The organism is Pseudonocardia hierapolitana (genome assembly GCF_007994075.1).
In the GTDB taxonomy this organism is placed as follows: Bacteria; Actinomycetota; Actinomycetes; order Mycobacteriales; family Pseudonocardiaceae; genus Pseudonocardia; species Pseudonocardia hierapolitana.
In genome coordinates, this window is record NZ_VIWU01000001.1 from 8405623 (window position 1) to 8419446 (window position 13824).

Annotated in this window: 13 protein-coding genes; 2 read left to right on the plus strand and 11 right to left on the minus strand. The window is 74.1% G+C overall.

Annotated elements, in window-relative coordinates; genetic code table 11:
* Positions 1 to 828 carry an N-acyl homoserine lactonase family protein gene (locus FHX44_RS39625; protein ID WP_147260457.1) on the minus strand — a complete coding sequence of 276 codons (828 nt, stop codon included), beginning with the start codon at positions 826 to 828 and terminating at the stop codon, positions 1 to 3.
* Positions 825 to 2141, minus strand: coding sequence for an MFS transporter (locus FHX44_RS39630; protein WP_147260458.1), 1317 nt, complete (start codon positions 2139 to 2141; stop codon positions 825 to 827). Before FHX44_RS39630 ends, FHX44_RS39625 begins: the two co-directional genes overlap by 4 nt.
* 132 nt (positions 2142 to 2273) lie before the next feature.
* Between FHX44_RS39630 and FHX44_RS39640 the strand changes: the two genes are divergently transcribed.
* On the plus strand, positions 2274 to 2933 hold the full coding sequence (locus FHX44_RS39640; protein ID WP_170309229.1) for an FCD domain-containing protein: 660 nt from the start codon (positions 2274 to 2276) through the stop codon (positions 2931 to 2933).
* Between the two features lie 19 nt (positions 2934 to 2952).
* Here the strand turns inward: FHX44_RS39640 and FHX44_RS39645 are convergent, their stop codons facing one another.
* Both FHX44_RS39645 and FHX44_RS39650 read right to left on the minus strand, forming a co-directional pair.
* Positions 2953 to 4095: a zinc-binding dehydrogenase gene (locus FHX44_RS39645; RefSeq protein WP_212612862.1), complete on the minus strand. Its 1143-nt coding sequence runs from the start codon at positions 4093 to 4095 to the stop codon at positions 2953 to 2955.
* 64 nt (positions 4096 to 4159) lie between these two features.
* Entirely contained in the window at positions 4160 to 4813 is a 654-nt protein-coding gene (locus FHX44_RS39650) for an alpha/beta hydrolase (RefSeq protein ID WP_212612863.1), read from the minus strand.
* A 76-nt stretch (positions 4814 to 4889) separates the two neighbouring features.
* On the opposite strand from FHX44_RS39650, the gene FHX44_RS39655 reads away from it, so the two are divergent.
* On the plus strand, positions 4890 to 5831 hold the full coding sequence (locus FHX44_RS39655) for a flavin reductase (RefSeq protein ID WP_212612864.1): 942 nt from the start codon (positions 4890 to 4892) through the stop codon (positions 5829 to 5831).
* 15 nt (positions 5832 to 5846) lie between these two features.
* Here the strand turns inward: FHX44_RS39655 and FHX44_RS39660 are convergent, their stop codons facing one another.
* The 7 genes from FHX44_RS39660 to FHX44_RS39690 all read right to left on the minus strand — a co-directional run bounded on the left by FHX44_RS39660 (position 5847) and on the right by FHX44_RS39690 (position 13598).
* Positions 5847 to 6809 (minus strand): VOC family protein, encoded by a 963-nt coding sequence (locus FHX44_RS39660; RefSeq protein WP_147260460.1) that lies wholly within the window; start codon positions 6807 to 6809, stop codon positions 5847 to 5849.
* 65 nt (positions 6810 to 6874) lie between these two features.
* On the minus strand, positions 6875 to 7597 hold the full coding sequence (locus tag FHX44_RS39665; RefSeq protein ID WP_212612865.1) for a GntR family transcriptional regulator: 723 nt from the start codon (positions 7595 to 7597) through the stop codon (positions 6875 to 6877).
* 40 nt (positions 7598 to 7637) lie between these two features.
* Entirely contained in the window at positions 7638 to 8888 is a 1251-nt protein-coding gene (locus tag FHX44_RS39670) for an acyl-CoA dehydrogenase family protein (protein WP_147260461.1), read from the minus strand.
* Between the two features lie 13 nt (positions 8889 to 8901).
* Positions 8902 to 10224 (minus strand): MFS transporter, encoded by a 1323-nt coding sequence (locus FHX44_RS39675; RefSeq protein WP_147260462.1) that lies wholly within the window; start codon positions 10222 to 10224, stop codon positions 8902 to 8904.
* Positions 10225 to 10248: 24 nt separating this feature from the next.
* A complete protein-coding gene (locus tag FHX44_RS39680) occupies positions 10249 to 11241 on the minus strand; it encodes an alpha/beta hydrolase (RefSeq protein ID WP_147260463.1) in 993 nt (330 codons plus the stop codon).
* On the minus strand, positions 11238 to 12494 hold the full coding sequence (locus tag FHX44_RS39685) for an acyl-CoA dehydrogenase family protein (RefSeq protein WP_147260464.1): 1257 nt from the start codon (positions 12492 to 12494) through the stop codon (positions 11238 to 11240). The genes FHX44_RS39680 and FHX44_RS39685 overlap by 4 nt, the downstream gene beginning before the upstream one ends.
* Positions 12495 to 12512: 18 nt before the next feature.
* The gene (locus FHX44_RS39690) at positions 12513 to 13598 is read right to left on the minus strand and encodes a zinc-binding dehydrogenase (protein WP_170309230.1); all 1086 of its coding nucleotides are present in this window, start codon (positions 13596 to 13598) and stop codon (positions 12513 to 12515) included.
* Positions 13599 to 13824: the final 226 nt, after the last annotated feature.

Here is a 13824-nt window from a genome sequence, read left to right on the forward strand (position 1 = left end):
TCACGCCGCTCCCTCCGTCGTTCCCGCCACCCGGACGACCAGGTCCCCGAGCCCGGCGGGCAGCCCGCCCACCCGCTCGGGGAACCGCCGCCCGACGTCGGCGTCGTGGCCCGCCACCAGCAGCCGGCCGCTGTCCTCGCACATCTCGCGCAGCACGTCGAACCCCCGGTACATGTCGGCCAGGTCGGCCACCACGAAGAACGGGCGGTCGCGCTCCAGCTCCTCGTAGAAGTGCAGGGCGTCGGCCGCGAGCACCACCGCCTCGCGCTCCCCCGTGGCGACCTGCGCCACGAGCTGGCCCGGGGTGTGCCCGCCGACCACCACCAGCTCGATGCCCGGCGCGAGGTCGCACGTGCCGTCGACGAGCCGCAACCTGCCCTGCTCCCCCGCCGCGGCGAGGTGTGCCAGCTCGTCGGGCTCGGTGGAGTGGGCGAACTGCATGCGCCGCGCGTAGGGCCCGGTCCAGAACTCGTACTCCCGGCGCGCCAGCACGATCTCCGCGTTCGGGAACCGGTGCAGGTTGCCGATGTGGTCGTAGTGCGCGTGCGACACCACGACCCGGTCGACCGCCGCGGCGTCCACCCCGAGCGCCGCCAGCGCCTCCACCGGGTCGGTGAGCAGGGTGCGGCGCCTGCGCGCTCCCGCCTGGGCGCCGAACCCGCAGTCGACCACCACCGTGCGCTCGGCGCCCCGGACGACCCAGAAGAAGTAGTCCATGGCGATCTCGGCGTCCGGTTCGCCGTAGAGGTGGTAGTTGAGGTAGCTCTCGGCCTTCGTGGTGGTGCGCGTGCCGTAACGGACCGCGAGGACCTCGTAGGCGGCGCTCACCGGGTGGCCTCCGCAGGCGTGGCGGTCGCGGCGTCGAGCCCGCGCCCGCGCACCTCGGGCAGCCACCGGGCGAGCGCGAGCGTGGCGACCGCGGCCACCACCACCATGTACAGGGCAGGCAGCGTGCTGCTTCCCGTGCCGCTCGCGATCGCCGCGGCGATCAGCGGGCCGGGCCCGCCGATGAGGGCGAGCCCCAGGTTGAACCCGATCGCGCTGGACGTCGAGCGGGTCTCGGCCGGGAACAGCTCCACGAGCATGCACACCGTCGTCACGCTCACCATCGACTGGAACACCGCGAACAGCACCATCCCGCCGACGACGCCCGCCGCCGTACCCGTCCCCATCAGGACGAACGCCGGGACGCTGACGACCGCGAGCCCGAACCCGCCGACCAGGTTGACCCGGCGCCTGCCGAAGCGGTCGGAGACCGCGCCCGCGATCGGGCAGAGCACCGCGTAGCAGACGAGGCCGGTGGCGACGAGCACCAGTGCGCGTGGCCGGGACAGCTCCACGGTCGCGGTCAGGTAGGTGACGACGTACGTGGCGAGGTAGTAGAAGCCGAGCCCCTGGACGCTGGAGAAGGCGAAGGTCAGCGCGATCGCCCGGACGTCGCGACCGGACTGGCGCAGCGGCGCCTCCGAGCGGGCCCCGGCCTCGACGAGCCGCTGGAACACCGGCGTTTCGTCGATCCGCAGCCGCACCCAGGTGCCGACGGCGGTCAGCGGCACGGCGACGAGGAACGGGATGCGCCAGCCCCACGCCGACATCTGCTCGGGGGTCAGCGAGAGCTCGAGGGTGAGCACGAGCAGGCCGCCTGCGCACGTCGCGAGCGCCGCGGTCGCCGAGACCACGCTCGCGAACCGCCCGCGCCGGTCCACCGGCGTGTGCTCGATCAGGAACGCGGCCGAGCCCGTCCACTCCGCCCCTGCGGAGAAGCCCTGCAGGCAGCGCAGCAGCACCAGCAGGACCGGGGCGAGCAGCCCGGCGCTCTCGAACGTGGGCAGCACCCCGATCAGCGTGGTCGCGAGGCCCATGAGGCCGATCGAGAGCGTCAGCAGGGCCCGGCGTCCCCACCGGTCGCCGACCGCCCCGAGCACGAACCCGCCCAGCGGGCGCATGAAGAACGCCACCCCGAACACCGCCAGCGACGCCAGCAGCGACGCTGCCGGACTCGCCCCGGGGAAGAACAGCCGGCCCAACGTGGCCGCCAGGAAGCCGTAGATCGCGAAGTCGAACCACTCCGTGAAGTTGCCGACCCCCGTCGCCAGCGCGGCCACCCGGCGGGCCGCGCCGTCCTGCACACCGTGCTTCATCGCACTCCTTCTTCGACGAGCTGGACGGACCGTCAGGCTGTCAGACAATCCTCCGCCACGGAAGGTGGGCTGAGTCACAGGAGCGACCCGCAGTCGATCTTGATCGGGACGCCGTCCTGCTACCGTGGCCCCGTGCCCGCCAACGACGGTTCGGCTCCCCCACCGGCGTCCGTCCGGGACGCGGTGCTCCGCTCGATCGCGCACGGGTCGCTGCGCCCGGGTGACGTCCTCTCGGTCGACACCCTCGTCGCGCGCACCACCGCGTCGCCCGACACCGTCATCGAGGCGCTGCGGGCGCTCGTGGAGCTCGGCGTCGCGCGCAGGGACGGCCGCGAGATCGTCGTCGCCGACCCGATGGCCACGACCATGGCCGACACCGACGAGGTCCGGCACATCCTGGAGGAGGTGGCGGTCCGCCGGTTCGTCCGGCACGCCACCGAGTCGCAGGTGGCCGCGCTGCGCCGGGCCGTCGAGGACGTCGAGCGGGTCGCGGCGGAGCCCGACCCGCCGCTCGAGCGGCTCGTCCGCGCCCGCGACTGGTTCTTCGTCGTCCTGCTGCGCGCCGGTGGGCTCGCCACGCGGGACCTGCTGCGCACCCTGCGGTCGTACGCCGGCCTGGTGATGTCGCTCGCGGTGGCCGGACCGGGGCGGCCCGCCGAGATCGTGGAGGAGCTGCGCGCCATCCAACGGGCGCTGGCGGCCCGCGACGCCGACGCCGCCGTCGCCGCCTGCGACCGGCACCGCCGCAACTCCACCGACGCCGGGCTCAAGCAGCTCGGCGCCGCCCCGTGACCCCCCGCGGTCACCGCGATCACCGCGGCACGATCACGCCGATCACGGTCCGGTGCGTGCGCGCCGCCTCCATCGCATCCTCCACCCGGTCCAGCGCGAACTCGGCGCTGACCACGAGCGAGGCGTCGAGCCGCCCGTCCTCGAGCATCCGCACGTAGCGGGGGATGTCGTGGTGCATCCGCACCCGGCCGTTCTGGCTGCTCACCACGGTCCGCCCGTGCAGCGCGACCGGCACCTGCGGCAACGACAGCTTCGCGCCGAGCGGCTCGCACCCGGTGAGCACCGTCGTGCCGCCCCGGTGCGTCATGAGCACCGCCTGCCGCTGCGCGAGCGCGGGCCCGGCCGCCTCCAGCGCGTAGGTCACGCCGTACCCGCCGGTGAGGGCGCGCACCTGCTCGACCGGGTCGGCCTCGTCCGGGTCGAGGACGGCGGTCGCGCCGGCCTTCACCGCCCGGTCCCGGCGGCCGGCGTCCGGGTCGAGCGCGATGATCTGCCCGGCCCCGGCCAGCCGCGCACCCTGGATCATCCAGAGCCCCAGCTGGCCGCACCCCACCACGGCCACGTCCGAGCCCGGCACCACGGCCGCCACGTTGAACACCGAGCCGAGCCCGGTGGTGACCCCGCAGCCGAGCAACCCCAGCTCGACGTCCGACAGCCTCGAGTCGAGTGCGACCACCTGGCGGGCGTCCACCGACATCACCTCGGCGTAGCCGCCGACGTTGCCCGCCGCCGTCGCGATCGACCCGTCGGCGAGCCGCGCCACCGGCGGCGGGCCGTCCGGCCGGTCGAAGATCACCGAGCACTGGTCGGTGCGGCCGCGCGCGCAGTAGAAGCACCGGCCGCACTCGGCCGTGCCGTGCACGACCACGCGGTCGCCGACCCGGACCCCCATGACGTCCGGACCCAGCTCCTCGACGACGCCCATCGAGGCGTGCCCGAGGATCGTCGGGGGCTCCTTGCCGAACACCCCGTCGGCGTTCATCACGTCGGTCGCGCAGAACGGGGTCGCGCCGGTCCGCACGCGGATCCGGCCCGGGGCGAGCGGGAGCAGCTCCACCTCCTGCACGTCGAGCCGGCCCGGCCCGGTCATCACCGCTGCCCTCATCGCCCCCTCCTCACGGCGCCCGGCGCGCAGCCGCGCCGTCGCCTCCGCGTCGGCCACGGGCCCCTCCGGGTCGCGGTCCGGCTCGCTCGGGACACGGTCGCGTCGCCGTCGCGGACGTCGGTCAGCACGCGCTCTGGCTCGCGCCGAGCGCCCGGGCGAGCAAGGCCCGCACGGCGGCGACCGTGTCGTCGTTGACGTGGTGCTCGGGGTCGTCGTCGATGCGGAGGGTGATCTCGGCGCCGGCGCCGCCGAGCAGCGCGGCCGTCTCCCGGACCCGCTCGACGGGCACCCACGCGTCCCGCGAGCTGGTGGCGAGCAGCACCGGGGTGCCGGCGAGGTCGCCGGCCACCGTGCGGGTGGACCCGGGCGGGCCGGCGAACCCGCCGGTGAGCAGTGCCGCCCCCGCGTAGCGGCGCGGGTGGCGCAGCAGGTGCTCGGCGAGCAGGCAGGCGCCCTGGGAGAACCCGAGCAACACCACCCGTTCCACCCCGAACCCGTCGCGGGCGAGGGTGTCCAGCACGGCGTCGACGGCGCCCAGGGCCGCCGACAGGTCAGGCTCGTTGGCCTCCAGCGGCTCGGTGAACCGCTGCGGGTACCAGGTGCGCCCCGGCGCGGCAGGCGCGTACCAGGCGGTGCCCCCCGCAGCGACCCGCTGCGCAACCTCCCACAGGTAGACCGGCTCCTGGCCGCGGCCGTGCACGGCGAGCACCGCGAGACCGGCCTCGGCAGGAGGGTCACCCCAGCGCTCGACGCGTGCCACCACCGGCTCCACCACGACGCGGATCGTATGACGATAATTCAAAGCACTCAAGCCTGGTCGAGCCGCTCGAGATTGTCATACATTCGTGGACGTGCCCGAGCCCGCGCCCCTCACGTCCGCCCGGTTCCGCGAGGTGGTCGGACGCTTCGCCAGCGGCGTCACGGTCGTCACCACCCGCCACGACGGCGTCCCGCGCGGCGGGACGGCGAGCGCGTTCACGTCCCTGTCCGACGCGCCGCCGATGGTCCTGGTGTGCCTGAACCGGGCGTCCGCCACCGCGCAAGCGGTGCGCGCGTCGGGGACGTTCGCGGTCAACGTCCTCGGCGAGGACCAGGACGCGCTCGCCGCCCGCTTCGCCGCGAAGGGCCCGGACAAGTTCGCCGGCGTCGCGGTCACGCCGGACCCGCTCGGCCCGCCGCTGCTCGACGAGGCGATCGCGCACCTCGTCTGCCGGCTGGAGAGCGTCGTGACCGGCGGGACGCACCTGGTGTTCCTCGGGGTCGTCGAGCGCGCAGGCGGGCGTGCCGGTCCTCCGCTGGCCTACTTCCGCGGCTCGTTCGCCCGGATGCTGCCGCTGCCGCGCGCCGCCGAACCGGTCGACCTCGACGCACTGCACGACGCGTACCGCGCCCGGGCGGCGATCGAGGTCGGCGCGGTGGCCCAGGCGGTCGGCCGGATCACGCCTGCACAACTGGCCGAGCTGCGCTCGCTGGCGGCCGCCGCCGCCGCGTTCGTCGACGGCGACCGGTTCACCGACGTGGCGGGCTGGTTGCGCGCCAACCGGGTGTTCCACGAGCACGTGGTCGGGCTGGCCGGCTCGCCCGCCCTCCTGCAGCTGCACCGCGCCCTGGAGGTGCACCGGCTCGAGCCGCGCGCGATGGACGCGGCCACCCGCGCCCACCCAGTGCTGGTCGAGGACCACCGCAGGCTCGTGGAGGCCCTGGAGCGCGCCGACCTGGCCGCTGCCGTGCGGGTGGTGCAGGACCACGCCGCCCGGCCCCGGCAGCTGAGAACCGCCGCCAGGGCCTCCTGAGTCCCGGCCGGCGCGTCAGCCCTCGCCCGACACGCGGATCGGCTCCAGCTGGTCGAGCAGCTCGGTGCGCCGGTCCTCGAACTGCTCGGGCAGCTGGAAGGCGCTGCCGAGCTCCTTCGGCGACTCGTCGCAGGTCCAGCCGCCCTCGGCGTGGGTGACGGCCAGCTCGAACAGCGCACCGCCGGGGGTGCGCACGTACACGGACTTGAAGTACTTGCGGTCCTTGAGCTCGGAGATGTCGGTGTAGCCGACGCCCTCGATCTCGAACTTGAGCGCGTCCTGGTTCTCGAGGGTCTCGGCGTTCCAGGCGAAGTGGTGGATGGTGCCCTCGCCGTAGCGCCAGGTGCCCGGGTCGTCGGTGCGGTTGACGACGAGCTCCACCTGTCCGCCCTCGCCGGGGCGCCCCACCTGGTGCACGACCCGGTCGCCCTCCTCGACGAGCCCCTTGCCGTAGAAGGAGTCGCTGAGGAACTCGACCATGTTCTCCGGGTTCGCCACGTGCACGCCGACGCCGTGGATGCCGTGGATGGCGTACTCGGCCGGCACCCCGCCGCCGGTGTAGCCCTCGCGGGGGTCGTCGTCCACCCCGACCATCGCGTACTCGATCCCGCAGGGGTGGTGGAACAGCAGCCGCCGCCGGTCGAGCACGTCGGCGCTCTCGACCTCCACCCCGCGGGAGGTCAGGCGCTGCTGCCAGTAGTCGAGCGAGCCGGACGGCACCGCGAGGTGCACCTCGCGGGCCTGGTTGGTGCCCCGCCTGCCGCGCAGCCCGGCCTGCCGGAACGGGAAGGTGGTGACGACGGCGCTCGGGTCGCCGTTCGCGTTGCTGTAGTAGAGGTGGTAGATCGGCAGCGAGCCGTCGAAGAGCACGGTGCGCTTGATGAACCGCATGCCGAGCGTGTCGACGTGGAAGTCCACGTCCTCCTGGGCCGGTCCCACCGACAGCGTGACGTGGTGGCTGCCGTTGACGTGTGCCATCTGTCCTCCTCAGCGCCGAGCGAACGAGGGCAATGTACGCCCGTCATACAATCAGTCAAAGCCCGTCAGTGGGCGGGTGCCGGCACGTCGCCGGACGCGCGCATCGCCGCGATGCCCAGGCGGGCGGCGGCGCGGATGTGGGCGACCATCGCCGCGCCCGCCCCGCGGGCGTCACGTGCCTCCACGGCCTCCACCAGCGCGCGCAGCTCGCGCACGGACTCGGCAGGGCGGCCCGCGTCCGACGACAGCGATCCGGCCCGCAGCAGGCTCACCCGCGCGTGCAGCTGGAAGAGCGACGTGCGCAGGGCGGAGTTGCCCGCCCCGGCGAGCAGCACGTCGTAGAGCGCGTCCTTCCCACGCAGGACGTCCAGGGTGCCGCCGCCCTCCTCGACGACGTCCTCGAGCCGGGTGAAGGCCCGGCGCAGCGCCACCAGCTGCGCGTCGGGCGCCCGCTCGACGAACCGCTCGACGAGGTGCCGCTCGAGCACCTCGCGCAGCTCGTAGAGCTCCTCGGCCTCCTCCGGCGAGAGCGCGACGACGACCGCGCCCTTCTGCGGGATCGTGCGCACCAGCCCCTCGGCGGCGAGCTCGCGCAGTACCTCGCGGATGGTGGTGCGCGAGACCCCCGTCATGTCGATGAGCTCGCGCTCGACGAGCCGCTGGCCGGGCGCGAAGCGCATGGTGAGGATCGCCTCGCGCAGCACGTCGAGCACCTGGGTGCGCAGGGGCGCGGCGACCCGGCCGATCTGGGACGCCAGGGACGGCAGCTCGGGGGTGGGATCGTCCACGGCGTCACCTTACTGGATGCTCGTCATACATTGCGCCGCGCTACAGCGGCGTGGGGATGCCGAAGTGGACCCGCGCGTTCGCGGCGAAGTGCAGGTCGGCCTGCGCGCCGATGTGCGTGCGGTACATGGCGACGTCGCGGAAGCAGCGCTGCAGCCGCGAGCCGCGCTTGGCCGCGGACGTCCCGCCGGTGGCGAAGAGCCGGTCGACCGCCTCCGCGCCGAGCCGCGCCGCCTGCTGGGCCATGCCCCGGGACCGCACGTCCTCGACCACGCCGAACGAGCCCGTCCGCTCCCACTCCCGGCCCGCGGCCGTGTAGTCCGCGCCCGCGGCGACGAGCACCGCGAGTGCCGAGTCGGCCAGGCTCTGCGCCTCCCCGAACCAGCGCTGGTAGTCCGGTGACTCGCAGCGCAGGACCTTGGGCGGCACGGTCGTCGGGCGGGTGCGCAGGATCTGCTCGTACTCGTCGAGCGCCGCGAACGCTGCGCCGACCACGGGCGCGGCGAGCCCGCCGTAGTAGATGGTGAGCGATCGACCGAGGTAGAGCGGGTTGCGGTGCAGCCGGTAGCCGGGGGTCCCACCGGGGGGCAGCTCGAAGCCCTTCCAGTCGTAGGGCTCGGCGAGGTGCTCTGGCACGAACGTGCCGTCGACGCGCACCGAGTTCGAGCCGGTGCCCTGCAGGCCCAGCGTGGCGCCGCCGCCCCAGTCGTCGAGCACCGTGCAGTCGGCGCGCGGCAGCACGCAGGCCAGCGGCACCAGCGGTCCGTCGCCGCCGGGGACCGGGCCCATCGCGGTGGCGATGAAGTGGCTGGCGTGGGTGATGCCCGAGCAGTAGTCCCAGGTGCCGGTGACGCGGTACCCGCCCGGCACGCGTTCTGCCGTGCCGCTCGGGGCCGCGCGGTGCGGCGCGCAGAAGTGCCCGTCGGGGCCGAACAGCTCCTCCTGGGCCTGCTCTGAGAAGAAGGACGCGATGTGGAAGATGTGGTCCGATGCCAGGCACACCGACCAGCCGGTGGCCGGGTCGCCGTGCGAGAGCTCGGTGATCAGCCGGAAGAACGTGTCGAGCCCGAACTCGTAGCCGCCGTAGCGGCGCGGCTGCAGCACCCGGTAGAAGCCGGCCTCGGTGAACCGCTCGTGCAACCGCTCGGAGTACCCGCCGCGCTCCTCCCCCGCCGGTGCCTCGGCGATCAGCTCGTCGCGCATCGCGACGGCGCGCGCGATCATCGCCTCCGGTGTGAGGTCCGGCTCGGGCGGGGCGAGGGCGGCCGTGCGGGCGGGCCGGGTCTGCGTCATGCGGTTCCTCTCGTCAGGCGGTCTGGTCCGCGGGCAGCGCCGGGACGGGCGCGACGGAACGGGCCGGACTCGTGAGCACGGCGAGGCAGGCCATCGAGATCAGCAACATCGCGGCGACGTAGCCGGCGACCATGAGCGGTTGCCCGGTGACCTGCAGGACGATGGTCGCGATGCCGGGCCCGAGCGCGCTGCCGAGCACGTTGCTGAGCTGGAAGCCCAGCGACATCCCGGTGTAGCGGACCCGGGCGTCGAACGCGCCCGCGTAGATCGCGGGCTGGGCGCCGTAGCCGATGCAGTAGAGCAGCCCGAACCCGAGCACGTACCCGGCGACGATCATCCCCACGTTCGTGGTCTCGACGGCCGCGACCAGGAGGAAGATGGCGGCGATCGCCGTGACCGATCCGGTGAGCACCACCGGCCGCGGCCCGAAGCGGTCCGCCATCGCCCCCGAGAGCGGCACCACGACCAGCTGCACGACGTTGCCCAGCAGGATCGCCGTGATCACCGACGAACGGTCGACGCCCAGCGTGGTCGTCGCGTGGCCGAGCAGGAACGTGGCGGCCACGATCGACAGGGCGCCGAACCCGAGGAAGCCGCCGCACACCAGCAGCACCTGCCGCGGGTAGTGGCGCAGGACCTCCCACAGCGGCACCTTGGCCGCGGCGCCCGCGCGCTGCACCGCGACGAACTCCGGCGACTCCGCGATCCGCAGCCGCACCACGATCCCGATGCCGACCAGCACGATGCTCACCAGGAACGGCACCCGCCAGCCCCACGACAGCAGCGCCTCGTCGGGCAGCGCCGCGACCGGCAGGAAGACCAGGTTGCCCAGCAACACGCCTGCGGCCGGGCCCGTCTGCGGCAGGCTCGCGAAGAACCCGCGCCGGTGCGGTGGGGCGTACTCGTACGCGAGCAGGACCGCGCCGCCCCACTCGCCGCCGAACGCGAAGCCCTGCACCAGCCGCAACAGGACCAGCAGCACGGGGGCGATCGCGCCTGCGCTCGCGTAGCCGGGCAGCAGGCCGATCAGCGTGGTCGCCACGCCCATCAGCACGAGCGTGGTCACCAGCATCCGCTTGCGGCCGATGCGGTCGCCGAAGTGCCCGAACACGAGCCCGCCGACCGGGCGCGCGAGGAAGCCCGCCGCGAACGTGCCGAAGGCCGCCAGGCTGCCGACGAACGGGTCGGCCGCCGGGAAGAACAGCCGCGGGAACACCAGCGCGGCCGCCGTGCCGTAGATCGCGAAGTCGTAGTACTCGACCGTGGTGCCCGCGAAGCTCGCGGACGCCACCCGCCAGGTGGAGACGGTGCGAGAGGGCGGTTCGGTGCTGCTCATGCGAGGCTCCTCGTCATTGAGGGGTCATCGAGGGGTTGTCGAGGTGGACCGGTTCACGACGCCGTCGAGCCAGCCGGTGAGCACGGCGAGCGCCTCAGCGGAGTTGCGCTCGAACATCACCGCGTGGCCGTTGCCGCGCACGCCGTGGTCGGCCAGGCGCACGTGCTCGACCCGACAACCGGCGGCGCGGAGGAAGGCGGCGACCTCGCCTGCGAACGCGTCGAACGCCGACGCCTCCGCGGAGAACACCCCGATCGGCACCCGCGCGAGGCCGGGCAGCCGCCGCTCCCCCGGTGCGAACGCGGTGGGGTCGTCGGCGGGCGGGTCGAACGCCGGTGGGGCGGCGGTCAGCCCCCAGGGCAGCAGCACCGTCCCGTCCGGGAGCGTCAGGAACGGCGGGCCCATCGGCTCCAGCGCGAGCAGCGCGACCACCAGGTCCGGCCGCGCGTCCGCGGCGAGCCACCCGCCCGGCGCGCCCGCGGAGTGCGTGACGAGCACCGCGGGCCCGATGCGCTCCAGCAGCCTGACGAGCCGGTCGGCGTCCAGCCGCTGGCTCGCGGCGAGGTCGGCGAGCATCGGTCCGGTCGGGGCGGCGACCTGGTCGAACAGCGGGTCGGCGAGGTCCCGCGACCCGGGCCACCGGGTGTGCCGATCCGCGGCCGCCGGTGGCGCGAACAGCTCCAGCGCGCGCTCGTAGGAGAACGGCGGACCCATCGGTCCGAGCACGTCGGGATGGTGCGGGGAGCGCCCATGCCCTGGCCGGTCCACCACGTACACCCGGTGCCCGCCACGCACCAGCATGCTCGACCAGCCGGGCCGCCCGTCCGGCGTGCCCATCCAGTCGGTGCCCTGCCCGCCGCCGCCGTGCACCAGCACCAGCGGGTGGGGTGCGGTGACGTGCTCGGGCTCCTCCCACGCCACGAACATGGGCCCGCGCGGCACCGTGCCGGCCGCGTGCGCCACGCGCTCCGTCCCGACCCAGAAGAACCCGCGGCGGGAGGTGACGAGCTCGTTCACCTGGCCCCGTCGGTGACGGGCAGGCCGAGGTGCAGCTGCGCGAGCTTGCGGAACGTCGTCTCGCGGAACCCGGTGTTGCGGTGGCTCGCGATCATCGTGAGGTCGCGCCACACCCGCTCGAAGCGCTGCCCCGCCTTGAACGCGCTGGACCCGACGTTGCGGACCAGGCTCTCGTCCACCGCCTCCCACACCTGCACCATCGCCTCACGCGCGATGACGCCGATGCGCTGTTCCTCCTCCTCGCTGTAGGGCGGCCCGCCCGCTGCCGTGCGCTCGCACACCTCCACGTGCTCCTCGGCGCAGCGGATCGCCAGCGCCTCGGCCGTCGCCAGCTTGCCCAGGGCGGTGCCGTACCAGCGCTGGTGCTCGGGGTCGCCCAGGCGCGGCACCATCGGTGGGATGCTCGTCTTGCGGGTCCGCATCTGGTGCTCGAACTCGTCGAGCGCGTTGTAGCCGGCCCCGACGGCCAGCGCGGCCAGCGAGATCGTGAACGGCGCCAGGGCGCGCCCGACGTACATCGGGTTGCCGTGCAGCGCGAGACCGGGGGTGCCGCCGCTGACGTCGACGTTCACCATGTTGACGTCGGTGAGCGCGAAGTCCACGGGGATCCGCGCGTCGTCCAGCCGGATGCTGTGCGAGCCGCTGCCGCGCAGGCCCAGCGTGTCGCCCCAGTCGTCCAGCATCGTCCACTCGCTGCGCGGCGCGACGTAGAGCATCAGGTGCTGCGCGGCTTCCTGCGGCGGCAGGTCGGCGGGCAGCGCCTGGCCCATGAAGTGCGTGGAGTACGGGATGCCCGAGCAGTAGCGGACGGTGCCGTCGAGCCGCCAGCCGCCGTCGACCCGCTGCGCCCTCGCATCCGGCGCCGCCACCGACGCACAGCGGAAGTCGCCGTCGCCGAAGATCCGATCCTGCGCCGCCTCCGGGAAGTAGGAGCCGATCTGCAGGGCGTGGCTCGTCGACAGCGCCCAGCACCACGCCGTGGACACGCAGCCGCGCGCCATCTCGATCTGCAGGCGGGCGAAGGTGGGGAAGTCGAACTCGAGCCCGCCGTAGCGGCGCGGCTGCAGCACCCGGTAGAGGCGTGCGGCGACGAACGCCTCGTGGAGCTGCTCGGAGTAGTAGGTGCGCTCCTCGGTCTCGGCCTGCGCCGCCACCAGCTGCGGGCGCAGGTCGATCACCGCCTCGACGAGCTGGGCGGGCGTCGGTTCCGGCTGCGCGCCGGCACGCGACGCCGCGGTGACGGTCGTGGTCATGACTCCCCCGGGTGTCGGTCAGGTGGTGGGCAGCAGGACGGCGGTGAGCAGCTCGCGGTCCGCCGCGGCGGCCAGCGCCTTCCCGGCCTCGGCGAGCGGGTACGTGCGGTCGACGACGGCGGCCGGGTCGAGCAGGCCCGCTTCCAGCACGCGGGCGAAGCGCGGGAGGTCGTGGCGGATGTCGACGTTGCCGTACTGGCAGCTGCGGATCTCGCGCCCGCGCATGGCGAGGGCGTTGGCGGGCAGGTCGACGGTGGCCGCCCAGTCGGTCATGCCCAGCGGCACGAGCACGCCGCCGCGGCGGGTGGCGGAGAATGCCTGGACCACCACCGCCGCGTCCCCGGCCGCCTCGAACGCGGCGTCGACGCCGCGGCCGCCGGTGAGGTCGCGGACCTGCTCGACCACGTCGCCGTCGGCGGGGTCGAGCACGTCGGTGGCGCCGAGCGCGCGCACGCGCTCCCGGCGGTCGGCGAGCGGCTCGACGGCCACGACGCGCACGGCGCCTGCCAGCCGGGCGCTCTGCACGAGCCAGCTCCCGATCCGCCCGGCCCCGAACACGGCGACGCTGTGGCCGAGGCCGACCCGGGCGATCCCGAACACCGCACCCATCGCGCTCGCCGCCCCGCAGCTGAGCAGGCACAGGTGCTCGTCGGGCAAGGTGGTGTCGACCCGCACGAGCCCGAACTCGCGTACCAGCAGCAGCTCCGCGTAGGTGCCGACCCCGCCGGCCGCGCTGACCGGTGCGCCGTCCTCCCGGCGGGCCACGTGCCGGACCTCGCCCTCGAAGATCTCCCGGCACTGGTGGCCCTCGCCGCGATCGCACCAGAAGCACGCGCCGCAGGCCGGGGTGCCGGCCACCACGACCCGGTCTCCCGGCCGGACCGCCGTGACGGCGGATCCGACGGCCTCCACGACCCCCGCCGCTGAGTGGCCGAGGATCGCAGGCGGGTGCGCCAACGGGCCAGGGCGGACGGCGTAGGAGTCGGTGACGCACACCTCGACGGCCCGAGCGCGCACGACCACGTCCCGCGGTCCGGGCGGCAGCAACTCGAGCTCCTCGACGGCAAGCGGCGCGTCGAACGCGGGAAGTACAGCGGCTCGCACCCTCACTCCATCGTGTCGGATGGTCATACAATCCTGCGCGATCCGCCGCGGTGTCAAGCCGGTGTCCCGCGATTTGCCCGACCGTCATACGAAACCCGCAATGACTGCGCTCGGCGATCGACCACGAGCGAGAGATCGACGTGAGCAGCACGTCCGCGTTCCCCTGACAACCCTGGAGTGCTTCTCGGTAGCGCCGGACAGGCGTCCGTCATCCGGCCGATCTGCC